Annotated in this window: 18 protein-coding genes; 13 read left to right on the top strand and 5 right to left on the bottom strand. The window is 49.0% G+C overall.

The window, feature by feature from the left end:
* Positions 1 to 40: 40 nt before the first annotated feature.
* A complete protein-coding gene (gene uvrA / locus DWW90_RS09355; protein WP_122344826.1) occupies positions 41 to 2,827 on the bottom strand; it encodes an excinuclease ABC subunit UvrA in 2,787 nt (928 codons plus the stop codon).
* A gap of 87 nt (positions 2,828 to 2,914) precedes the next feature.
* Entirely contained in the window at positions 2,915 to 6,145 is a 3,231-nt protein-coding gene (locus tag DWW90_RS09350) for a glycosyl hydrolase (RefSeq protein ID WP_122344790.1), read from the bottom strand.
* Between the two features lie 266 nt (positions 6,146 to 6,411).
* On the opposite strand from DWW90_RS09350, the gene DWW90_RS09345 reads away from it, so the two are divergent.
* From DWW90_RS09345 to DWW90_RS09325, 5 genes are all read left to right on the top strand, one after another.
* Positions 6,412 to 7,935 (top strand): glycoside hydrolase family 10 protein, encoded by a 1,524-nt coding sequence (locus tag DWW90_RS09345; protein ID WP_122344789.1) that lies wholly within the window; start codon positions 6,412 to 6,414, stop codon positions 7,933 to 7,935.
* 12 nt (positions 7,936 to 7,947) lie between these two features.
* Positions 7,948 to 8,799, top strand: a complete 852-nt coding sequence (locus tag DWW90_RS09340; RefSeq protein ID WP_122344788.1) for an AraC family transcriptional regulator — start codon at positions 7,948 to 7,950, stop codon at positions 8,797 to 8,799.
* A gap of 126 nt (positions 8,800 to 8,925) precedes the next feature.
* A complete protein-coding gene (locus tag DWW90_RS09335) occupies positions 8,926 to 9,837 on the top strand; it encodes a DUF5119 domain-containing protein (RefSeq protein ID WP_122344787.1) in 912 nt (303 codons plus the stop codon).
* Between the two features lie 55 nt (positions 9,838 to 9,892).
* Entirely contained in the window at positions 9,893 to 10,840 is a 948-nt protein-coding gene (locus DWW90_RS09330; protein ID WP_122344786.1) for a fimbrillin family protein, read from the top strand.
* A 218-nt stretch (positions 10,841 to 11,058) separates the two neighbouring features.
* Positions 11,059 to 11,961 (top strand): fimbrillin family protein, encoded by a 903-nt coding sequence (locus DWW90_RS09325; protein WP_122344785.1) that lies wholly within the window; start codon positions 11,059 to 11,061, stop codon positions 11,959 to 11,961.
* A gap of 49 nt (positions 11,962 to 12,010) precedes the next feature.
* On the opposite strand, the gene DWW90_RS09320 is transcribed toward DWW90_RS09325, so the two are convergent.
* On the bottom strand, positions 12,011 to 13,693 hold the full coding sequence (locus DWW90_RS09320; protein WP_122344784.1) for a hypothetical protein: 1,683 nt from the start codon (positions 13,691 to 13,693) through the stop codon (positions 12,011 to 12,013).
* A 109-nt stretch (positions 13,694 to 13,802) separates the two neighbouring features.
* On the opposite strand from DWW90_RS09320, the gene DWW90_RS09315 reads away from it, so the two are divergent.
* The 7 genes from DWW90_RS09315 (at position 13,803) to DWW90_RS09285 (ending at position 19,184) form a co-directional block, all read left to right on the top strand.
* A complete protein-coding gene (locus DWW90_RS09315; protein ID WP_122344783.1) occupies positions 13,803 to 14,375 on the top strand; it encodes a DUF1599 domain-containing protein in 573 nt (190 codons plus the stop codon).
* A gap of 147 nt (positions 14,376 to 14,522) precedes the next feature.
* Complete coding sequence (locus DWW90_RS09310) at positions 14,523 to 15,797, top strand: BT_3928 family protein (protein WP_122332023.1); 1,275 nt, start codon at positions 14,523 to 14,525, stop codon at positions 15,795 to 15,797.
* A gap of 31 nt (positions 15,798 to 15,828) precedes the next feature.
* On the top strand, positions 15,829 to 16,587 hold the full coding sequence (tpiA, locus tag DWW90_RS09305) for a triose-phosphate isomerase (RefSeq protein WP_115500710.1): 759 nt from the start codon (positions 15,829 to 15,831) through the stop codon (positions 16,585 to 16,587).
* A gap of 107 nt (positions 16,588 to 16,694) precedes the next feature.
* Positions 16,695 to 17,186 (top strand): SPOR domain-containing protein, encoded by a 492-nt coding sequence (locus DWW90_RS09300; protein ID WP_115500711.1) that lies wholly within the window; start codon positions 16,695 to 16,697, stop codon positions 17,184 to 17,186.
* Between the two features lies 1 nt (position 17,187).
* Positions 17,188 to 17,781, top strand: a complete 594-nt coding sequence (folE, locus tag DWW90_RS09295; RefSeq protein WP_115500712.1) for a GTP cyclohydrolase I FolE — start codon at positions 17,188 to 17,190, stop codon at positions 17,779 to 17,781.
* A 309-nt stretch (positions 17,782 to 18,090) separates the two neighbouring features.
* Positions 18,091 to 18,582: an RNA polymerase sigma factor gene (locus DWW90_RS09290; RefSeq protein WP_115500583.1), complete on the top strand. Its 492-nt coding sequence runs from the start codon at positions 18,091 to 18,093 to the stop codon at positions 18,580 to 18,582.
* An 11-nt stretch (positions 18,583 to 18,593) separates the two neighbouring features.
* Positions 18,594 to 19,184 carry a hypothetical protein gene (locus DWW90_RS09285; RefSeq protein ID WP_122344782.1) on the top strand — a complete coding sequence of 197 codons (591 nt, stop codon included), beginning with the start codon at positions 18,594 to 18,596 and terminating at the stop codon, positions 19,182 to 19,184.
* On the opposite strand, the gene DWW90_RS09280 is transcribed toward DWW90_RS09285, so the two are convergent.
* Both DWW90_RS09280 and DWW90_RS09275 read right to left on the bottom strand, forming a co-directional pair.
* A complete protein-coding gene (locus DWW90_RS09280; RefSeq protein WP_115500581.1) occupies positions 19,181 to 19,456 on the bottom strand; it encodes a type II toxin-antitoxin system YafQ family toxin in 276 nt (91 codons plus the stop codon). The two genes, DWW90_RS09285 and DWW90_RS09280, sit on opposite strands and share 4 nt — an antisense overlap.
* Entirely contained in the window at positions 19,453 to 19,650 is a 198-nt protein-coding gene (locus DWW90_RS09275) for a hypothetical protein (RefSeq protein ID WP_115500580.1), read from the bottom strand. Before DWW90_RS09275 ends, DWW90_RS09280 begins: the two co-directional genes overlap by 4 nt.
* Before the next feature lie 160 nt (positions 19,651 to 19,810).
* Between DWW90_RS09275 and DWW90_RS09270 the strand changes: the two genes are divergently transcribed.
* Positions 19,811 to 22,000, top strand: coding sequence for an outer membrane beta-barrel family protein (locus tag DWW90_RS09270; RefSeq protein WP_122344781.1), 2,190 nt, complete (start codon positions 19,811 to 19,813; stop codon positions 21,998 to 22,000).
* Positions 22,001 to 22,013 lie beyond the last annotated feature (13 nt).

Raw genomic sequence — 22,013 nt, 5'->3', positions numbered from 1 at the left:
CTTTCTGCCTCTGCAAAAATAGAAGTTTGGCAAAAGGGGATCAAAGTTTATCCTTCAAATACTTTCCTGTATAGGACGCTTCGCACATCGCCACCTCTTCGGGAGTCCCGGCACAAACCAGGCTGCCACCGGCGTTACCGCCTTCTGGCCCCAGGTCGATCAGATAGTCGGCGCATTTGATTACATCCATATTATGTTCGATGATCACAACCGTATGGCCTTTTCCGATCAGGGCGTTGAAGGCTTTCAGCAGTGTCTTGATATCATGGAAATGCAGACCGGTGGTCGGTTCGTCGAATACGAATAGCGTCGGTTCCTGCTTCTCCTGCCCGAGGTAGTAGGCGAGTTTCACACGTTGGTTCTCACCGCCGGACAGTGTGGATGAAGTCTGTCCGAGCTTGATATAACCTAACCCGACATCCTGCAAGGGCTTCAGTTTCTTGACAATCTTCTTTTCCTGTGCGCCCGGATGCTGTTCGAAGAACTCGATCGCCTGGTTGACGGTCATTTCTAACATGTCGTAGATGCTTGCCCCATGATATTCGACGTCGAGGACATCTTGCTTGAAGCGTTTGCCGTGGCAGTTCTCGCATTCGAGGGTGATATCGGCCATAAACTGCATTTCGACAGTGATTTTCCCTTCCCCTTTACATTCTTCGCAGCGGCCGCCTTCCTTGTTGAAAGAGAAATAGGCTGCCGAATAGCCCATCTGCTTGGAGAGAGGCTGGTCACCATAGAGTTTACGGATCTCGTCGTAGGCGCCGATATAGGTCACCGGATTCGAACGGGAACTCTTACCGATGGAGTTCTGGTCGACAAACTCGATGCCTTTGATCAGATGCATATCGCCTTCCAAGCCGGAGCAATCGACCATCAGGCGCGCCGCGTCGTCCAGATAATGTTTGACACCTTCGTAGAAGATATCGCGAACCAGCGAACTTTTACCGGAACCGCTGACACCTGTCACCACCGTCATCACATTCAGCGGGAACTTCACGTCGATTCCTTTCAGATTGTTCTTGCGGGCCCCTTTCACCTCTATATAGTTGTTCCACAGACGGCGGAAGGCAGGGACTTCAATCTGGTCTTCGCCTGTCAGATAGCGGACTGTGTAACTGTTACTGCTGGTCCGCAGGTCGTTGACATCCCCTTGATAGACAACTTCGCCACCTAAGCGGCCGGCCTTCGGACCGATATCGATGATATAGTCGGCGGCACGGATGATCTCTTCGTCATGTTCGACTACGACAACCGTATTACCCAATGCCTGCAATTGGCGGAGCACCTTAATCAGCAGATCCGTATCGCGCGAATGGAGTCCGATACTCGGTTCATCCAATATATACAAAGAACCGACCAGACTGCTGCCTAACGAAGTCGCCAGGTTGATACGCTGGCTTTCACCGCCGGAGAGAGAGGCGGAAAGACGGTCGAGCGTCAGGTAGCCCAACCCTACATCCAGCAGGAATTGCAGGCGGTTGGTGATTTCCGTCAACAGGCGGCGGGCGATAGCTGCCTCGTTCTCGTCGAGTTGCAGATTGTCGAAAAAAGCTTTTGCTTCCGTGATCGGCAACGTGACCAGCTCTGCAATATCTTTTCCCCCGACCTTTACATACAGCGCTTCCGGACGCAGGCGGGAACCTTTGCAGGTCGGGCAGATTGTTTTGCCGCGATAACGCGCCTGCATCACGCGGTATTGTATCTTGTAGAGATTCTCTTCCACAAATTTAAAGAAGTCGTCGATGCCGTGCAGTCCGCGTGCGCCATGCCAGAGCAGGTCTTTTTCCTTCTGCGTCAGGTCATAATAGGGACGGTGGATCGGGAAGTTATATTTCTCGCTCTTGGCGATGAACTCCCGCAACCATTCGCCCATGACCTCCCCTTTCCAGCAGACAACAGCTCCCTGGAAGACGGACAGGCTCTTGTCCGGCACCACTAAGTTTTCGTCGATACCGAGCACTTTGCCGAAGCCCTCGCAGGTCGGACAGGCACCCAACGGATTGTTGAAGCTGAACATCATATCGTTGGGCTCTTCAAATGTTATGCCGTCCGCCTCGAACTTCTTGGAATATTCTTTGATGACGGTCCCTTCGGGTGCATAAATACGGATGATACAGGTGTCGTGCCCTTCAAAGAACGCTGTTTCGGCAGAGTCGGCCAGACGGCTTTTCAATGTCTTGTCGCTAGAAACGACCAGACGGTCGATCAGCAATTCGATCGCGGGGGACGAGAGTAAGGCATCATCAGCCAACACTTCGCCTATCCGGTAAATGGTTTCGTTAATGGACAGACGGGTATATCCTTCCTTTTGCAGGATTTCCAGTTGTTCCTTTATGCCGCGTCCTTCCGGCAAGACAACGGGGGCGTAGACGGCAAAACGGGTTCCGTCGGGATAGGCGAGCACTTCCTTCACGATGTCGCTCACCTGGTGTTTCTTCACCTCCATTCCGGAAACGGGAGAAATCGTTTTCCCGATACGGGCATAGAGCAGGCGAAGATATTCGTATATCTCCGTAGAGGTGCCGACCGTCGAACGGGGGTTGCGGGTATTGACCTTCTGTTCGATTGCGATTGCGGGAGGAATGCCTTTTATATAGTCGCATTCCGGCTTGCTCATACGTCCCAGAAACTGGCGTGCATATGCCGAAAGGCTTTCGACGTAGCGTCGTTGCCCTTCGGCATATAACGTATCAAATGCTAATGATGATTTTCCGCTACCGGAAAGGCCGGTGATAACGACCAACTTGTCTCTGGGAATCTCGACATCAATATTTTTCAGGTTATTGATCCGCGCTCCCTTGATAAATATAGAATTGTTTTCGGACATAATCTTTTCCTTGATTACCATCCTGCAAAGTTAGGAAAGTAATGCCGTTTTGCCAAGTAAACGATTGGTATTCACATTCGGAAACAATCAATTCACACTTTCTATACAAACCGGACCGATCAGGCCGGATTTCTGCAAAGCGTCGGTCGGTTTCCAGATGTTACAGGGCGTCCACGTTTTCCGTTCCTGCTGCGGTAATCCGCTATCACCGATCAGGCGGTTCATCCAGGTGGTGACGACTTCCACTTCGACCTTGTTTTTACCTTTCTTTACCAAATCCGTGATATTCACCCGGTAAGGAGCCGTCCAGACGCCACCGGCATATTGTCCGTTGATCTTAACTTTGGCTATGACGCCGACATCGTTCAGGTTCAGATACAAATCCCCGTCCGGTTTCTTTTTCAAAGCGAAATCCGTTTCGTACCAGATCGTACCGGAATAATGGCTGATGTCAAAGTTTTCATTTTTGGTGATATCTTCCAGCCGTGTAAAGGTCTGGGGTGTAGCCGGTCCACGACGCTTCGCCTCGAAAGAGACTTTCCAGGGAGCATCTAACCGGACAAGGGTTTGCGGAGCCGGATAGTTGAGTTGCAAATCCGTTCCTTCCGGCTTCTGCGCCGGTTGGCGGAAGACTATGAAAGCGCTTTCGTAAGGATGCAGTTTCAGTGGGACAACCGTACCTGTAGCTGTCTGCCGGTAAGCCGGAAGCGTCCGAACGCGGCCAGTCATCGCATCCCATAATTCGGGTTGCCGTGAACGGACGCGCAGTTCGGGACTGACCTCTATCGTTTCCTCTTTCTGGTTGGAGATAAAATAGATCTCCGTATCTCCTGCCGAACGGTGTCCGTAGAGGACAGGTGCATCTGCCGGCACTCCGCAGTCGGGCACACATCCGATGTGTTGCAAAGCCTCTGCCATGCTCATCCCGTACAGCAATTCTCCTTTCCCTCTTTTGACCGCTTTCACGTTTTGTCCGTCCAGACCGGCCCAAAGCTCACCGGCCATCGTTTTGACTTGCCGGTCTGCCCTGCCGTAGTCTTGCATACTGGGCGAACGCTGTGGAGCAGGTCCCATGACGACGGCGCCGTCTTCAATCAGTTTCTTTATCTTGGCAAGCAATTCGGGACGCATCGTTTCCAGTTCGGGAAGTACTAAGATACGGTATTGGGTGCCGTGAGGCAATGTCAGCAAGCCGTCTTTGACAAAGAGATCACGCTCTATAACTTCGGCATTGATATAGTCGAACTGATACCCTTTTGGCAATTCCGGTTCAGTGATTCCGGTCATCTTGGGCGCATCTTCTCCGATAAAATAGGCAACATCGGCTATGTTCAATCCTTGTTGCAGCATATAGTTGACGCGTTTCAGATAGGAAGTGAACAGGTCCATTTGCGGATACCAGGTGTTCAGTCTGTTAAATTCGCTGCTGAACCAGGCATTTACGCCCGGCTCTCGCTCTTCCGTCGGTTGCGAGATATAGACATGCAGCAACGTATTGTTGATCCCCTCCGTAAAGAAACGGTCACCCCGTTGCTTCATCATAGCCGGATAACAGCTGAAAGGCGTTCCTCCGCTTGTAAAGGATTCGGCAGAAATTTTCTGCTTCCCGTAAATATGCCCGCAGGATGAAGCGGCGCGGTTTTCGATATTTCCTAAATCGCCGAAGCTCCAGAACTCACCGCCGATCTCATCCGACTGCCCGCCGTATTGCAGGAACTCACCGGGGAATCCCCAATGCCCATAGTTCTCCAACCAGGTCGTCAGGCCATATTTATGGCAGACATCACGCAAACCGCCTACATAATCATAAGCGATCTTATCTGCAATCAGCCGGCGAAGATCCCAGAGGAAGCGGTCGGACTGATCCTGGCTCTTGACCACGTAGCCTTCATAAACAGGGAGGAAAGGAAGCGGATCGTAACCGTAGCGTTCCTGGAACTCGCGCAGGAAATCATCCGTAAAGTTTTGTCCGCCTGTCTCGTAGCTGTCCTGCACGACAACTTTCCAGCACTTGCGGTCTTCAGCCGGGATACGGCGGTATATTTCGCCCATATAGGCCTCAAAGTGGGATTCTATGTGTTTACGGCTCATTTTGTCTGTTTCCAGTCCGGTTGCTTCGGGATCGGCAGGGCTGTTTGTGACGCCAGTCGGCAACATACCCGTGCGCAAGATCGTCCAATCGCCAACCGGAGCTTTCCAGACCAGGCGGTCGCCTTGCAGGCAGGAGGATATATCCAATACCTGGTCCGGATCGACCGTCAGGGATGGATCGTCAGCTTCCGGCTGTACCGGCCACTGATATTCGTGCCAGTAGGGGAGCGGTGTCTGGAACATCTTGGCCAATGTCTTTTCCGGATAGCGTTCCACCGCCGGGCAGGAAGAAAAGACCACTTCGCTCAAACCGCTTTCGGGAGCAATTCCGTTCAATTCCAGCCGGAACTCGCCGGCGGTTGTTGCCGGGACAGACACCACGACCGGTGCATAGGGGTCAAAGCCCACATTCGGGTTGGCATTGAAACGGTCTATCTTAAATTCGGCTATCGTCCGGAAACTGTTATTCTCCTTCACCTGCAGCCGTGCTGTGCTCTGAATGGGATGGTGAGCCGGATAGACCTGAAAACTGCGCAGGGTAAACGGCTTATCCGCTTGAAAGTCGATTGTGACGGGCTGATCGTTTTTCTCTGTAAAAAGCAAAGCCGTCTTCTTATCTCCGTCCAACAATCCGGACAGGTTTTGCAGGGCAGGAGAGGAAGATACTTTCGTGTTTGAAGCGGACAGCCGGGCGGTATTCTTATCGACAGAAGGGAAAGCGATCACCTTCACATCCTGAAAGTCTTTATCGGGTTTCGCCAAAATGACTTCGACCTGTTTGCCGCCGCTCACCTCCGCTTTCACCGAGGTTAGGTAGCGCATCGCCTGTTCCGGTTTTACCCAAGGACCACCGGACTGACTCCAACCGGGCGAGTTGAAAATACCGATCTCGATGCCCAGTTCGGTTGCTGTTTTCAAGGCGGCATGAAGCACTTTCCACCATTCTTCACTACCGAAAGGAACTGTTTTATAAGGCGTTTTAACCTCGTCTAACCCGATATTCCCGATAAAAGCCCGGTTAATCCCGGCTTCCTTCATCGAATACAAGTCTTTTTTCACTCCTTCTTCCGAGATATTTCCCGAAATCCAATACCAATATACGGAAGTCTGCACCTTTTCCGACGGATTCACAAAACCACTCTCGAGTGCACTTTTATCCTGGGCGCTTCCCATAGCGGGAACTAAAAGCGAAAGGCAAAGCAATGTTTTAAGCAGAGGTTTTCTCATGGTCTGTTCTTTTTTAAGATTCCGGAGGTAAAAGTAGCAAGATTATCAGTGCCCCTGTTTTCTATATTGATTTATATCTTTTCAAAAATGCTTTTTTGAATGACGATTCCCTGAAATCGACAAATCCGTGGAATCGTAATTACATTTTGATAATTAATCAGCGAAAAGAAATAGCCAGTCATTTCCCTACTTTTAAACTTTTATTATCTTTGCCAATGATTGTAGGGACAATAAATAGCAAGGAATCTCAAACTCAATAGACATTCATGATAACAAAACACCTTCATTGGTTCTTGATAGCATTGCTTTGTGCGGTGACATCTTGTAAGACGACACAACAAATACCACAACAACCGACAGGTAAAGAGGCGAAGCGGGAGTTCCGCGGAGCCTGGATACAGACCGCATTTCAGGGAGAATATAAGGATATGACCCCTGCGCAGATGCGGAAAGACTTTGTCCGCAAGCTCAACTACCTGCAAAAATGCGGAATCAACGCCATCGTCTTCCAGGTGCGCCCGGAGGCCGACGCTTTCTATAAATCGGATATCGAGCCCTGGAGCCGCTTCTATACCGGACAGCAAGGGCTTGCACCGGCCGGGAACTTTGATGTGATGGCTTTCCTGATCGAAGAATGCCATAAGCGGAATATGGAGTTCCATGCCTGGTTGAACCCGTACCGGGCAAGCACAGCCGGGAATACCCGTTTTGCCGATTCACATATATATAATAAGCATCCCGAATGGTTCGTGACCTATAATAAACAAATCCTTTTTGACCCGGGATTGCCGGAAAGCCGGCAGTTTATCTGCCGTGTCGTGCGCGATATCGTAAGCCGTTATGATGTCGATGCTATCCATATGGATGACTATTTCTATCCTTATCCGGTGGCCGGTATGCCTTTCCCGGATGATAAGAGTTTCCGGAAATATGGTCTGAACAAAGGCTATACGGCTGCACAACGCGGCGATTGGCGGAGGGAGAATGTGAACACGCTGATACGCGAAATCAAACGTACCATCCTGCTGGCCAAACCCTGGGTGCGCTTCGGCATCAGCCCGTTCGGCATCTATCGCAATAAGAAGAGCACTCCCGACGGTTCGGGCAGCGAGACAAACGGCCTGCAAAACTACGACGACCTGTATGCCGACGTCACCCATTGGGTGAAAGAGGGCTGGATCGATTATAACATTCCACAGATATATTGGGAAATCGGGCATTCGGCAGCCGACTACATCACCCTCATTAAATGGTGGGACAAGAATGCCAACGGCGGACATCTCTATATCGGACAAGATGTTGCCCGCACCATGAAAGCCGGACAGCTGACGCGCAAGATGCGTTACGAGCGTGCCCTGCCTCATGTCAGCGGAAACTGTTTCTGGCCGGCAAACGAAATCCTGTGGAATAACCTGGGCGTGGCCGACAGCCTGAAGCGGAATTATCACCGTTACCCGGCGCTGATCCCGGCTTATACCCATATGCACAACCGCGCTCCCCAGGAAGTCCGGAAGCTGAAAACGGAATGGACGGCACAAGGCTACCTGCTGCACTGGCAGGCCGAACAGAGTAAAACCAATCCGGAACTGGCAAGTTATTTCGTCATCTATCGTTTTGAAGATAAAGAACCGGTCAACTTGAGCGATCCGTCAAAGATAGTCGCTATCACGCGGGAAACAGGTTACCTGTTGCCTTACGACAACGGAAAACGCAAATACCGCTATGTCGTGACAGCCGTAGACCGTTTCCATAACGAGAACCAGGGTAAAAGCAAAAAGGTCAAACTCTAAATCCGGGCACGCATGTCTGATTTTATTTGTCAGAAATATACTGACTGTTCTTCTTGTTCCCATTACCAGAAGCAACTGTTCAAATACCGTTCTTACATCAAGGGAATGATACTCCCGAAGGAACGGTGTTCGCAGAATACGATCTATTTTCTGGTGAGCGGGCGCGTGCAGGTCAACAGCGAAGAACATCCGGGAACCATATTCCATGACGGACAGTTCATTATGCAGCCGATCGGTTCGCGTGTGGAATTTCGGATACTGGAAGCGACGGAATGCATCCTTTACCTGTTTGAAACACCGAAAAATATTTGCACCGATCGCTATAACCGGGGATTGGAGCTGGCAAAAGAAACCCCCATGCAACCCATCGTGATGGATATGTGTTTCCCCCTGCGCCTTTTCATCAACGGGCTGAAAATGTACCTTAACAATGAACTTCTGTGTGCGGAGCTTCTTGAGGCCAAGCGGACGGAATTGTATTTCCTGCTCAATTGCTATTATACCATCAAAGAAATAGCGGCTTTTTATGCACCTATATATAGGTATAGTAAAACATTCCGCTATTTTGTCATGCAAAATTACCTGAAAGCAAAAGACGTGGAGTCTTTTGCTCAATTAGGGGGGTACAGTACCCCGACTTTTCGCCGTCTTTTCAAAGACACTTTCGGCGAACCGGCTTACCAGTGGATGCTCAAGAAGAAATGCCAGGATATACAAAGCGATTTGACCACTACCGATATCAGTATCTCTGAAATCTGCTATAAGTACGGTTTCGAGTCATTATCGAACTTTTTCCACTTCTGCCGGGCCAATTTCGGCAAATCTCCACGCGCTATCCGCAACGAAAGAGGCGAAAACGCATAAAAATCAACATTTGTTGCAAGTTTTGCAACTCTTTGGTCAGAAAAAACAATTCTGCCGGTCTATAATCCCTGTACATTTGCATCATAACAGAAAGCAAGTTTTGATTATCAATCACTATTGAGCCAAATGGACATTCGGAGGTATTTAGAAACAGGAATCGCTTTTATGGTCTGCTGCATCATCGTCACACTGGTTAAGTGTAGCACAAATGACACGCCGGAGCAGAATGAGCAGGGAAACATAGAATACTCCTTTAAATGGGATAAGTTGCTGAAAGGGTTTCCCGCCCCGGAAAGGCTTCGATACTGTTTTTATCCGATGGACGGAGGATCGATGATCCAAATGGATAATGATGCGGATCGGTTGCGTTTCGCCTTGCCGCCCGCCCGTTACAAGCTTTTGATCTTTAATTGTGATGCGGCAAATATTGCTTTCAAGAATACGAACAACTTCGACACTGCCGAAGCGTATCTTGTAACAACGAAAGCTGCCGACGGGATACAGAGCGGGACGATTCCTCTGTACGGAATCGCAGTCGAGGAGTTAGAGGTAAAAAGAGGTAGCAACGAATTGATCGAATTCAAGCCCGAACCTCTGGTCCGCAACCTCTCTATCACAGTGAAGGTGGAAGGAATGGAGCATATAACGGGCTGTAAAGGAACTATCAGTGGCCTGTCGAGCGCCATCAACCTCAGTAAACAGGAGGTTGTGGCAGACGCAAAGGCAGACCGGACTTTTGAAACCACCCCTTCGGAGGAAGGAGTAAGTGCAAACATTCTGATGTTGGGAAAACCGAAAGAAAAAGGAGAAGGCGAAGAGCAGCCGGGTACGACTCCGACCCACGAGGTAACATTAGACTTTACCTTATCCGACGGGAGTAGCAGTTCTTCAACGATCGACTTAGGTACATCCCTCAACGAGACCGAAGGGCAAGACATAGACATCGCGATAGAAGCCGACGTCACCCCCGGTCCCAATTTCACAGTAACAATCAACCGGTGGAAGGTAACATCCGGTGATAGTTTAATTATCGAATAGACAACGAATATTTAATTAACGATTATAGGGTATAACAATTTAAAAATTTATAATTATGAAGAATCTATTATTTGGTATGCTTGCTATGGCAGCAATGGTTAGTTGTTCAAGTGAAAATGATCCGATAGACGACGTAACTGGCGGAAAGCAGGATAAAGTGGAGATCAAAATTGCAGCTGGAGTTCTTAAAGCTGAAACAAAAGCTCCTGTAGATGGGTGGGGAGAAGATGGAAAATATGTACAATTTGTAAAAGGAACAGCCTCTGGAAATTATACAGATGATTGGTTTGCTAAAATCACAGGGACAGCAGGAACTGTTCAGTTTAAAGATGCTTCTGGAGAATTAGCAAATGACAAATCTTATTATTATGAATCAGATGGATCTGACACATATTTAAGAGGATTTTATCCGCAAGGGACAAATACATCTGGTTCTGTTACTTTTACAATCCCAGAAGCTGCCGACATAGATATCATGGTTAGCGATGAGCAAAGTGGGAATAAAACAAACGCATTTGGCAAATTTACTTTTGGGCACTTATTGACACAAATCAAATTTAGTTTAAAAGCTGGTGATGGTTTTCCAAGTAACTATGTCCTGAAATCGATAACGCTTAAGGGAACAAAAAAGACTGCTACATTAGCATTGAAAACTGGACAATTAACATTTACAGGGGCGGATGATGATAAGATTGATATAAAAGTAATTGAAAATGGAACGAGTTCAATCTCAACAGCTGCTACAGATATGGATCGAACTGTGATGGTTCAGCCAGGAGTGGCAATGACATTGGATATAGTTGCAGGAGTAAGTGGAGATAACACCCAAGATAGAACATATACGGGCATTCCGTTTACAACAAAAGGCGGAGAAGGTACTGAGGAAGAAGCAAAAGCCGGTACAGCTTATACTGTTACGTTAACATTCTCTGACAAAGCTGTTGAAGCTACAGCAGGAATAACTCCATGGGCTACAGGAACGGGAGAAGGAACTGTTCAATAAAAGTAGTTTATATAAATGTAAGTGTGTATCAAAAGCATTCTAATTTCCCTTCATGAGAGGGCAGAGGGTGTGTCAAAATAATCACCAGCGCTTTAGCGTGTCATTGTGGGCTTGCCCGCAAGACACCGACGCGAGAGTTTTGACACACCTTCAATAGTTTCCTTCTGGCACTCTTTCTTTCCTCTCTTAAATTTATAAAGAAAATAACTCACAGCTTTATGCGGAAATCAATTTACTATTTATCCCTCTTTATCTGCTGTTTAGGTTGTACAGAAAGCACAGGTGTCATCCCAACAGAGATAAGCGATCCTATCCATTTCTCCACCCGCATCCAAACCCTTACCACCAAAGCCATTATCACCGACGCCACCCTTCCCGACAATTCCCAGATCGGAGTCTTTTCCTGGGGGCATCATAAAAGCGACGGAAGTGTGAACACCACGCTACGCAAGGATTTGACAAACACTCTTTATACCCAACAGGCAGGAAGCAACGAATTGATCGCCTCCGTGGACGGCCATTATCCCATCAATCCCGACACCCTGCTTAATTTCTACGCCTATTATCCTTATACCCAATCGGGAACCAATACGTCAGGAAGTATTCCGTTCGATCTAAACAAACAAGAAGATATTATGTGGGCAACTCCCGTCCTGAACCGGGGCAAAGCCACAAGTGCAGAGACGGTAAACCTCGCCTTCAACCATTTACTCTCGGCTATCACGGTCAAATTTGAGAAAGCCGACGATATCAAAGAAACGATGATCCTGCAAAGTATTTCCCTCGCAGGCTATTCACCCGTCATACAACTCGACATACAAACAGGCAAGCTGACACAAGCGGCCACCGAAAGCAACTATACCTTTGTCAAAAGCCAGAACATCGAGATCGGTCCGACGCAAAAGACAATCACAACCGATTGCCTGCTCTACCCGGTTGCCAAACCCGTTTTTATTGTCCGCATAAGCGATAAAGACTACCGCATCGAATCAACCAAAGCATTCGAAGCCGGCAAAAAACAGACATACGAATTTACGCTACAGGCCAAAGACATCCACCTCTCCGGCAGCATCAATCCCTGGGAAGAGGGCGGTTCAAGTAACGAAACGGTTTACTTTTAATAACAGCCGGATATTTCTTCCCTTCAGACAACCGGCAGGCCTTTTGCAATCAAGCTGAATATACAGACTGGATGAAGTCTGCGAGCCCCTTAGTCTCGTCCAGGTCCATCTTACGGCGGATATCTATCTTGCGGTGGTAGATGGTCGATATGCTCTGTCCGGTGACGACATTGATTTCCTTCGTGGTGAAGCCGGCGCATAGCAGACAGCAAAGCTGAATCTCCTTCTCGTTCAGCAACTCGCCGTAACGGTTGGTCAGTTTCGTATAGAAACCGTTATAAGACGCGTCGATGATCGGATAAAGCTCTTCCCATGTCAACAGGCGGTTGCCCTTTTCTGTTCCCTCTCCCGGATTCGCTATTTGCCGGAGAAGTTCCTGGTTGGCGCTGGTCGGCGAGGAGGCAAGCAGGCGGATCAATCCCAATTGTTTCAGCAGGATGCGGCGGAAGAATGCACCGTCGGCAGCCGGTTCTTCAGCCGTATTCTTCCGGGCTTCGTTCAACAGGTGCTCTAATGCTTCAGCCTTCTCTTCGGAAGCTACCCAGCGTTGCCTGCGGTTGCGGATGTAGAGATACAGGATACCGCCTGCCAGGATAACGGCACAGAGGATTCCGGTCAGCAAGAGTTTGAGTTGCTGTTGGTGCAGGTTGAGCGTATATTGCTTTTCCAGAAGAACCTGCTGGTTCTGGACGTGCTCGCTGTTGATCAGTCGCTGGCGGAAGGATGCTGTGTTGATCGAGTCGTTGTAGATAAACTCTTTTGTCCGGATGTCTTTGGGCGACAGGGCGTAGCTGGTCGCTGCATATAAAGTGCTGAGTGAGTTATGGGCGGTCGGGTAGTCTTCCTTTATCCGGATAACTTCTTTTTTATAGGCCTCCGCTGCCCTTTGGTAACATAGCAGGGCAGAGTCCGGTTTGCCCATCGCTAAATAGATATAACCTTTCGTGCTGGTGCTGGAAAATAAATAGCGTTCGGGATTGATGGCGATTGCTTCGTCGGACAGTCTCAATGCTTCGTGGGCATCCAGCCCGATCATATTGGCACAGTTACTCAAATAGAAAGGACGTTGCTGCAAGGGCATTTGGTAAACCAGTTCCAGGCATTTGTAGGTATAATAAACAGCCGAATCCGGATGCAGTCCCTCGAAGTTGTAGCTGGCGGCCAATTCGTAGTATGTATCCGCCCGCCATTCCGGATCGGTGGTTATGGATAGCAGCTTGTGGGCATACTGCCGGGCAAGCGGATAGTTTTTCGGATTGATATGGTCGTTGTACAACAGGATAAGTTTGCTGTATAGGGCCGGAATATGGTTCTGCTGGTCGTGAGGACAGACTTCGATGGCACGGCGGTAGAAGGCATCCGCCCGGTCGAACTGTTTCAGCCACTCCTGCCGTTGTGCCTCTAAGCGGTAACAATCACGCAAGCGGGCGGAGTCATGGACGGCGGCGTAGTAGTCGATAGACACCTGCAACAGCGAGTCGGTCACGTACGACCGGTCTGTGTTACGGCGTCCCGTTGCGTGCAGATACCAATAATCGGCCAACTCTTTTCCCGTCAGCCGTTCGGGGAAACGGATCTGTTTGAGGAGAAGGAGCGTACTGTCTGGGTTCTTCCGCAGGCAGCTTTCCGCCCGGTCGAGCAGGTCGCGGTCCGATGGCGCCGTGCATGCGCCTGACAGGAGGACGAAGAATAGTAAGATATAACCCGTTATCGCGGAAACGTACCTGTTCATGGAAGTGTCTGTTTGAAAAAATGTTTCCACAAAGCTAAGAAACTTTACTTGTATAAACAACTCGATGGATTTATCTGTATCTTTGTTGCTGCGTTAATGATAAGAAAGCATGGCAGATACGAAGGAACAATTTGAAAAAGTAATATCCCAGTGCCGGGAGTTGTTTGAAAAGAAGTTGAAAGATTACGGTCCGTCGTGGCGCATTATGCGTCCGCAGTCGGTGACCGACCAGATATTTATTAAGGCAAATCGGATCCGCAGCCTCGAAATAAAAGGCGTGAGCATGGTGGACGAAGGCATCCGCCCGGAGTTTGTGGCAATCGTCAACTACGGTGTGATCGGGCTGATACAGTTGGCAAAGGGATTTGCCGATACGACCGATATGAGCAATGAAGAGGCGCTTGCCTTGTACGATAAATACATCACGGAAACCAAAGAACTGATGTATGCCAAGAACCATGATTACGATGAGGCATGGCGCGGTATGCGTATCAGTTCCTACACGGACCTGATCCTGATGAAGCTCTATCGTACGAAGCAGATCGAGAGCCACGGCGGCAAGACGATCGTGTCCGAAGGCGTCGATGCCAACTATATGGATATGATCAACTACGCCCTGTTCGGACTAATAAAACTTGAATATGGTGAAGAAGAAGAAGGGTGCGTCAAAAATAAGTTCTAACGCTTTAGCGTGTCATTGCGGGCTTGACCCGCAACCTCATCCTAAACGGATTTACAGTGATTAGGATGAGATGGCGGGTCAAGCCCGCCAGGACACAGACGCAGTGAATAGAACGACACACACCTGTACTTAAAAAATAAGAGACAAGTGAAAAGTAAAGATACCGTTATAAAGATATTGGCAGAACTCTGCCGCCTGCTGATCGGAGTCGTGTTTATCTTCTCCGGCTTTGTCAAGGCGGTCGATCCGGTGGGAGGGGCGATCAAGATAGGTGATTATCTGACTTCCTTCGGGCTGGACAAGTTACAGCCTTTTACGGTATTGCTGTCTTTCAACCTCTCGGCAATCGAGTTTGCATTAGGTGTCTGTATGCTGTTAGGCGTGTACCGGCGGTATGTTTCTTTCCTCGTGCTGGTGTTTATGGCGTTTATGACGCCGCTCACCCTGTATCTGGCCCTTTTCGATCCGGTGTCGGATTGCGGATGCTTCGGCGATGCGCTGGTTATCACCAATTGGGAGACATTCTATAAAAACATTGTCCTTTCTGCTGCGGCCGTTACCGTGTTTATTTATAACCAACGGTTGTTCCAGTGTTTTACTTACCGCGCTTATTGGTTTGTCGCCCTCTATGCTTACCTGTTCGGGGTGGGCTTCGCTTATTATAACTACAACCATCTGCCGGTAATCGATTTCCGTCCTTATAAGATCGGCGCGAATATCCCGCAGTTGATGGAGATACCCGACGGCGCTCCCGAAGATGAATATAAATACTCGTTCGTCTATGAGAAAGACGGGGTGAAGAAAGAGTTCTCGCTCGAAGACTATCCGGCAAACGACAGTAGCTGGACGTTCGTAGAGTCGAAAACCGAACTGATCCGGAAAGGATATGAGACGCCCGTTGCCGGCTTTAACATCTATAACGGCGAAGGCGAGGATGTGACGGATGAAATCATCCGCAATCCCGGTCCGGTTCTCCTCCTGATCTCCCCGAAACTGGAAGATGCCGACGACGAACGGATGGACGAGATCAACAGCGTGTATGACTATGCGCTTGAACACAACATACCGTTTTACTGCGTAACCGGTTCATCGCCGGAGGCAATCGATACGTGGAGCGACAATACCGGCGCCGAATATCCTTACCGGATGGCGGACGAGGTGTTGCTCAAGACAATTATCCGTTCCAATCCCGGACTGGTGCTGCTGAAAGACGGCACGATACTGGGTAAATGGCATTACAACGACATCCCGGCGGAAGAAGATGTGAAAGCGGTGATGGACGGCTGCCTGGACGGGCAGCGTATAAAAAGTAAAGAAGATGTTGCGCTCGCAACCAACTTATTGACTTTTACCGTACCTTTGCTGCTTGTTTGGGTGTACGACCTGTTGCGCTTCCGGCGCAGACGCAAAGAGAAGAAATAACTATTGTATTACATATTTAATTAATTAAGTCATGAGAAAGAATATTGTTGCAGGAAACTGGAAGATGAACACTACCCTTCCTGAAGGTCTTGCTTTGGCAAAAGGTTTAGACGAAGCTCTTAAAGGTAAAACAATCAACTGCGATGTGATCATCGGTACTCCGTTCACTCACCTGGCAAGCGTTGCTGCCGCTATCGATACTGACAAGATCGGTGTTGCTGCTGAAAACTGCGCCGACAAGGAAAAAGGTGCTTACACAGGTGAAGTTTCTGCCGCTATGGTTGCTTCCACAGGTGCAAAATATGTGATCTTAGGCCACTCTGAAAGACGCGCTTACTATCACGAAACTCCGGAAATCCTGAAAACAAAAGTAGAATTGGCTTTAGCTAACGGCCTGACTCCGATCTTCTGTATCGGTGAAGTGCTGGAAGAAAGAGAAGCCGGCAAGCATTTCGAAGTGGTAGACGCTCAGATCAAGGGCTCTCTGTTCGACCTGTCTGCTGAAGACTTCGCTAAGATCGTATTAGCTTACGAACCGGTTTGGGCTATCGGCACAGGCAAAACCGCTTCTTCCGACCAGGCTGAAGAGATCCACGCGCATATCCGCGCTACATTGGCTGCTAAATATGGCCAGGAAATCGCTGACAACTGCACAATCCTTTACGGTGGTAGCTGCAACGCAGGCAACGCTAAAGAATTGTTCTCCAAACCGAACGTAGATGGTGGTCTGATCGGCGGCGCATCTTTGGCTGTTGATAAGTTCATGCCGATTATCGAGGCGTTCAACTAATAAATTAAGAATTGAAAATTGAAAATTGAAAGTTGTTTCGGCTTTCAGCCGATTGGGGCTCTGTCTCCTTTTAATTTTCAATTTTCAATTTTCAACTTTCAATTAACATGAAACGTATCCTATCCTTATGTATGTTGCTCGGCGCATCCGCCCTGTCCGCCCAGACCGGTGGTGACGGATCGGCGGTGACTATTGTCGATGCCCTGCAGGAAAAGGTTCCGGGAAAAGGAACTGTTGTGGTACGCCAGCCGGATGCTCTTCGCACGATGATGGGCAAACGTTTGCATGGCGAAGGTGTAGAGAAGACCGACAGTACGGCCTTTTTGAAGATACAAGGCTATCGTACACAAGTGTTTTCCGGCAACAACCAGCGTAAGTCAAAAGACGAGGCTTTCCGGAAAGAAAAAGAAATTAATGAGCTTTTCCCCGATGTCCCGACCTACGTGACTTATAACGCTCCGTTCTGGCGCGTGCGTGTCGGCGATTTCCGTTCGCACGAAGAGGCTTATCATATGCAACGTCTGTTGATGGATGCATTCCCCGCCTACAAGAAAGAGATGTACATCGTAAAGGAAGAAGTCAAAATCCCATTGAATTGAAATGAGTGAAGAAGTAAACGCTAAGACTTTGCAGGCCCGCGAAGAGTTGGCCGGACACTATAAAAGTATTATCAGCCTGCTTGGCGAAGACGTGGACCGCGAAGGCCTGTTGAAAACTCCCGAGCGCGTTGCCAAAGCCATGCAGTTCCTGACAAAAGGCTATCAGGAAGACCCGGCAGCCGTGCTCCGCGGCGCTATGTTCAAGGAGGAAGACTATAAGCAGATGGTCATTGTGAAGGACATCGACTTCTTTTCCCTTTGCGAACATCATATGCTGCCCTTCTTCGGGAAAGCCCATGTCGCCTATATCCCTAAAAAATATATCACAGGATTGAGCAAGATTCCCCGTGTCGTGGATATCTTCGCCCGCCGCCTCCAGATCCAGGAACGCCTGACGATGCAGATCAAAGAATGCATCCAGGAAACGCTCGACCCGCTTGGCGTCATGGTTGTCATCGAAGCCCAGCATATGTGTATGCAGATGCGCGGCGTCGAGAAACAGAACTCCCTGACCACCACTTCCGACTTTACGGGATTCTTCCAGCAAGCCAAGACGCGCGAAGAGTTCATGAATCTGATCAAACATAACCGGTAGCCGTCTCTCCGGTCGGCACCTGATTTCCGTGAGCCGGCATGTAAATACGGTTTTATACCGTCTTAATCTTATTCCTCCGCCACATAATCCTTGTCCGACCCGGGTCGGACAGTTGTTCGACGAAGGTCAGACAGCTGTTCGACGGGGGTGGGACAGCTGTTCGACCCGGGTCGAACAAGGTTTGGATGCCTGCTCTTCCCTAATTACATGGCTTTCGACGGAAAATATCTTCCTCATGGGCAGAAAAAAGACCGTCGTCGTGTAATATACTTCCCTATTGTGCGACTAATTAAATAAAACGATGAGAGAATGAAAGCTACCCGACAACAGGAAAAAGAGTTTATCGCACTTGTGGAGGAATACAAGCAGGTCATCTACAAAGTCTGTTATGTGTATGCATCCGATGCCGACCACCTGAACGATTTGTATCAGGAGGTGGTGATCAATCTGTGGAAAGCTTACCCTCGCTTCCGGGGCGAATGTAAGTCGTCCACCTGGGTGTACCGCATCGGCCTGAACACCTGCATCTCCTTTTTCCGCCAGTCGAAGCGGAAGCCGGAAGTCGTCCCGATCTCGGTCGACCTGGAAGCTTTTGCCGAAGATGAAGACAAAACGGCGCAACTGCGTGAACTCTACCGGATGATCAATCGGCTCAGCCAGCTCGAACGCGCGCTTATCCTGCTCTGGCTCGAGGAACGAAGCTATCAGGAGATAGCGGACATCATGGGTATTTCCAAGAACAACGTGGCAGTCAAACTCAATCGTATCCGTGAGAAATTGAAAACAATGTCGAACAGTTAAACGTAATAAATATGGAACTGGAAGAATTAAAAGCGAGCTGGAACGTCTTGAACGAACAGCTTGAAAAGAGTGAGATGCTGAACAAAAGGATTATCAAGGAGATGATAACCAACCGGACGCAATCGGCCTATGAGCGGCTGTTCCGGTATGATATATGGGGACTTATATTGGTGCTTGTCTTTTGTCTTATGTTCCCGATATTGACTTTTACCGGGCAGTTGGTGATGAGGCCACTTTCATTTGTGGTGTTGGAAGGATGTTTAGTTATAGGTTTTATTATGCAGGTCTTTTTCCTTTCTATTCATATAAGGTTTGATATGGAAAAGAAAAAAATTTGCGAGCTTGCCAGGCTGGAGTTCGTGTATAAATTGTGGATGAAAAGGAATCATGTGATTGGTACAGGAATAGCCATTGTCGGCATAATTGCTTTTCTGTTTATTGAACAGGATCGGCTTGTTGCAGGATGGGAGCTGCGAATGGTTGTGGCACTCTTTGTGGCTGCTGTTATTGCCTATTTCCAGATCCGTTTTTACCAGAAGAATATCCGCGTCATCGAAAAAGGCTTGGAAGAGCTGAAGGAGTTTGAGGAGGAACCGGGTTAGTACAGGTCGGAATGGGTTCCGGTATCGGTCATAATCAGGATAAGTTCCGTATCATTTTGTTGCCATATCAGAAGCCAGTCGCCTTTGATATGGCATTCCCATAACCCTTCGTAGGTTCCGCTTAGTTTGTGCGGATGGTAATAATCCGGAAGAGTCCCGGTTGCTTGAAGGATATCGATGACTGCTTGTAATAAGTCCAGATTATATCCTCTCTTTTTACATGTCTTAAGGTCTTTCTTAAAACTATTGGCAAATTTTAGTTCGTATTTCATCCTAAAATTTGTTTGAACATGTCTTCCGCGTTTTTGGCCTTATGCACCCGTCCGGCTTTGATATCCTCTAATCCTTTTTCAATTCTGGATTTCTTTTTGCTGACACTCCAGCCGAACTTTTTTGCCAGTTCTTTCAGTAAAGCCATGTCTACTTCCGGAATGGAAAGTTCTACTTTTTTGATTGCCGTATCCATATTGCTATTTAATTGACTGTTATTATCGAATACAAATGTAGCTAATTTCTTTGAATCAGCAAATTAAAGTCTATTAAACCGTTCGTCAACCGATCCGGACCGTTGGTCATAATAATTTGACGGGGAGCCTTTGGGAGTGTAGTTTTGAAATAAAAATGAGATGAACAGAGGCTTTTTTATAGGGATATTCTTACTGGTGGGATGCGCAGGCATGAACGTTCTTGCCCAGACGGACACGATTGCGGATCAGAAGATCGAGGAAATTGTTATTACGGCGAAAGTGCCGGTTGTGACGATTAAGGCGGACAAGATGACGTACCATATCGAGTCGGCTGTGGCGCGGGGGCAGGGCAGCCTGTATGAAGTGCTGGAAATGCTTCCGGGCGTCATGATCAGCAATGACGGGAAGATTTACCTGAACGGGCAAAGCGGCATTAACGTCCTGATGGACGGGAAACAGACGTATCTTTCCGGACAGGAGCTGGTCACCCTGCTCAAGTCCACTCCGGCGGCAGCGGCGGAAAAGATCGATCTGATCACGCATCCGTCCTCCCGTTACGACGCGAGCGGCAATGCCGGGCTGATCGATATCCGGACGAAGAAGATGCGGCTACGGGGCATGAACCTGACGGCTAACGGCAGTTTCCGGCAGGGGAAGTATGGCGTCGGGAACGGGAGTCTGTCGATAAACAGGCGCGAGGGCTTATTCAACTTTTACCTGACTTATTCCTATTCCCAGGGGACGGATTGCAACGAACTTCAGATAGACCGCCTCTTTACCGGCCTGCGGGAACCGGACAAGGTGGAGCTGTCCGTCCGGCAGGATTCCTACCGCAAATATCCTTATACCTCCCATTATTACCGGGCGGGGATTGATTTCTTTGCCTCCGCGCGTACCGTAGTCGGCGTGTACACGAACGGCAATCTGCATCAGAGCCGGATGCCGGGCGATATGTTTACTTATTTCAGCGCTCCTTCTTATGCGTCGCCCGACTCCATGCTCCACACCTCGAATGTGGAGGACCGGAAAAAGAAGAACTTTACTGCAGGAGTCAACCTGACTCACCAGTTGGATACGGCAGGGAAGGTGGTGGATGCTTCCTTCGACTATCTCCATTTCGGCTATACGGATAACCTGGACTTGCATAGCTCTTCGCAAAACCGGCCCGGACGGGTGGATTCCGTAAAGGGAGATGTCCCGGGCGCAATCAACCTCTATACCGGACAGGTGAATCTTACCTTGCCTTTTGCCGGGAAATGGGAGTTGGAGGCAGGCGCCAAATTCTCTTTCATCTCGATCGACAACGAGGCGTCGTATGCGGATAACAAAGGAAACGGCTGGGTGCCGAATGAAGCCCTGAGCCAGCATTTCGTTTATGATGAAAACATAAACGCCGGGTATGTCCAATGTGGTGCGACTTTCAAACCCTTTTATATCCGGGCGGGGCTGCGTGTGGAGAATACGCGCATAGACGGGCGCTTGACAGGCGGGGAGGCGCAGATAGACTCTTCCTTCACCAGCCGCTATACGAATCTTTTTCCTTCTTTGTTGCTCGAATATGCGTTCCGGCAAAACAAGCTGTCCCTCTTTTACGGCAGGCGGATCGTCCGGCCTAACTATGGAGACCTGAATCCTTTTGTCTATATCTTCGACGACTATACCTTTGAACAGGGGAACACGGCGCTTAAGCCGATGAAGTCGGATCGTCTGGAACTGACATTTATCTATAAGAACCTGTTCCGGGCCGGCTTTCTCTATTCCCGCACGCATGATGTGATCGTGAAAAGCTTTTTCGAGAAAGACAACAGGCAGGTGTATGTCACGCCGATGAACCTGTCTACGGGAACCAGTCTCGGGCCGCGCATTTATACCGGCAATCTTCCCCTGGCCTCTTTCTGGACGGTGAATGCGAATGTGGCTTGTGTCTATAACCACTATCGTTGGACGGATACAGCCGGCGAGCGGGTCAACAAGCGGGCGACCTTGATCGGCAGCCTTACGAACCAACTCGATTTCGGGAAAGGGTGGAGCATGGAGCTGTCCGGCTCTTACAACGGCAAGATGGCGGCCGGACAAGCCACGCTCAGTCCGATCTGGCAGGTTGACGGAGGCATCAGGAAGAAAGTCTTGAAGAATAACGGCACGATCCGCCTGTTCGCCCGCGACATTTTCCATTCCTACCGGGAGAAGATGATGCTGACGGTGCCGGGGCAGCAGGCTTTTACCAATGAACGGCAGGACAATACCCAGGTCGGCATCTCCTTCACCTATCGTTTCAGTAAAGGCTACGAAGTGAAAGAATCCCGTCGGAAAAGTAGCGTAGATGAGAGTAAAAGAATAAATTTGTAGGAAATAACAAGAG

Source organism: Parabacteroides sp. AF17-28 (assembly GCF_003479205.1).
In the GTDB taxonomy this organism is placed as follows: domain Bacteria; phylum Bacteroidota; class Bacteroidia; order Bacteroidales; family Tannerellaceae; genus Parabacteroides; species Parabacteroides acidifaciens.
This window is presented reverse-complemented; position numbering and strand designations above follow the sequence as displayed.

Coding starts and splice junctions, on each gene's coding strand:
- DWW90_RS09340 (WP_122344788.1), top strand. CDS start 7,948: ATGTCTGATTTTATTTGTCAGAAATATACTGACTGTTCTTCTTGTTCC.
- DWW90_RS09330 (WP_122344786.1), top strand. CDS start 9,893: ATGAAGAATCTATTATTTGGTATGCTTGCTATGGCAGCAATGGTTAGT.
- folE (WP_115500712.1), top strand. CDS start 17,188: ATGAGTGAAGAAGTAAACGCTAAGACTTTGCAGGCCCGCGAAGAGTTG.
- DWW90_RS09335 (WP_122344787.1), top strand. CDS start 8,926: ATGGACATTCGGAGGTATTTAGAAACAGGAATCGCTTTTATGGTCTGC.
- DWW90_RS09270 (WP_122344781.1), top strand. CDS start 19,811: ATGAACAGAGGCTTTTTTATAGGGATATTCTTACTGGTGGGATGCGCA.
- DWW90_RS09345 (WP_122344789.1), top strand. CDS start 6,412: ATGATAACAAAACACCTTCATTGGTTCTTGATAGCATTGCTTTGTGCG.
- uvrA (WP_122344826.1), bottom strand. CDS start 2,827: ATGTCCGAAAACAATTCTATATTTATCAAGGGAGCGCGGATCAATAAC.
- DWW90_RS09275 (WP_115500580.1), bottom strand. CDS start 19,650: ATGGATACGGCAATCAAAAAAGTAGAACTTTCCATTCCGGAAGTAGAC.
- DWW90_RS09325 (WP_122344785.1), top strand. CDS start 11,059: ATGCGGAAATCAATTTACTATTTATCCCTCTTTATCTGCTGTTTAGGT.
- DWW90_RS09320 (WP_122344784.1), bottom strand. CDS start 13,693: ATGAACAGGTACGTTTCCGCGATAACGGGTTATATCTTACTATTCTTC.
- DWW90_RS09300 (WP_115500711.1), top strand. CDS start 16,695: ATGAAACGTATCCTATCCTTATGTATGTTGCTCGGCGCATCCGCCCTG.
- DWW90_RS09350 (WP_122344790.1), bottom strand. CDS start 6,145: ATGAGAAAACCTCTGCTTAAAACATTGCTTTGCCTTTCGCTTTTAGTT.
- DWW90_RS09280 (WP_115500581.1), bottom strand. CDS start 19,456: ATGAAATACGAACTAAAATTTGCCAATAGTTTTAAGAAAGACCTTAAG.
- DWW90_RS09290 (WP_115500583.1), top strand. CDS start 18,091: ATGAAAGCTACCCGACAACAGGAAAAAGAGTTTATCGCACTTGTGGAG.
- DWW90_RS09315 (WP_122344783.1), top strand. CDS start 13,803: ATGGCAGATACGAAGGAACAATTTGAAAAAGTAATATCCCAGTGCCGG.
- DWW90_RS09285 (WP_122344782.1), top strand. CDS start 18,594: ATGGAACTGGAAGAATTAAAAGCGAGCTGGAACGTCTTGAACGAACAG.
- tpiA (WP_115500710.1), top strand. CDS start 15,829: ATGAGAAAGAATATTGTTGCAGGAAACTGGAAGATGAACACTACCCTT.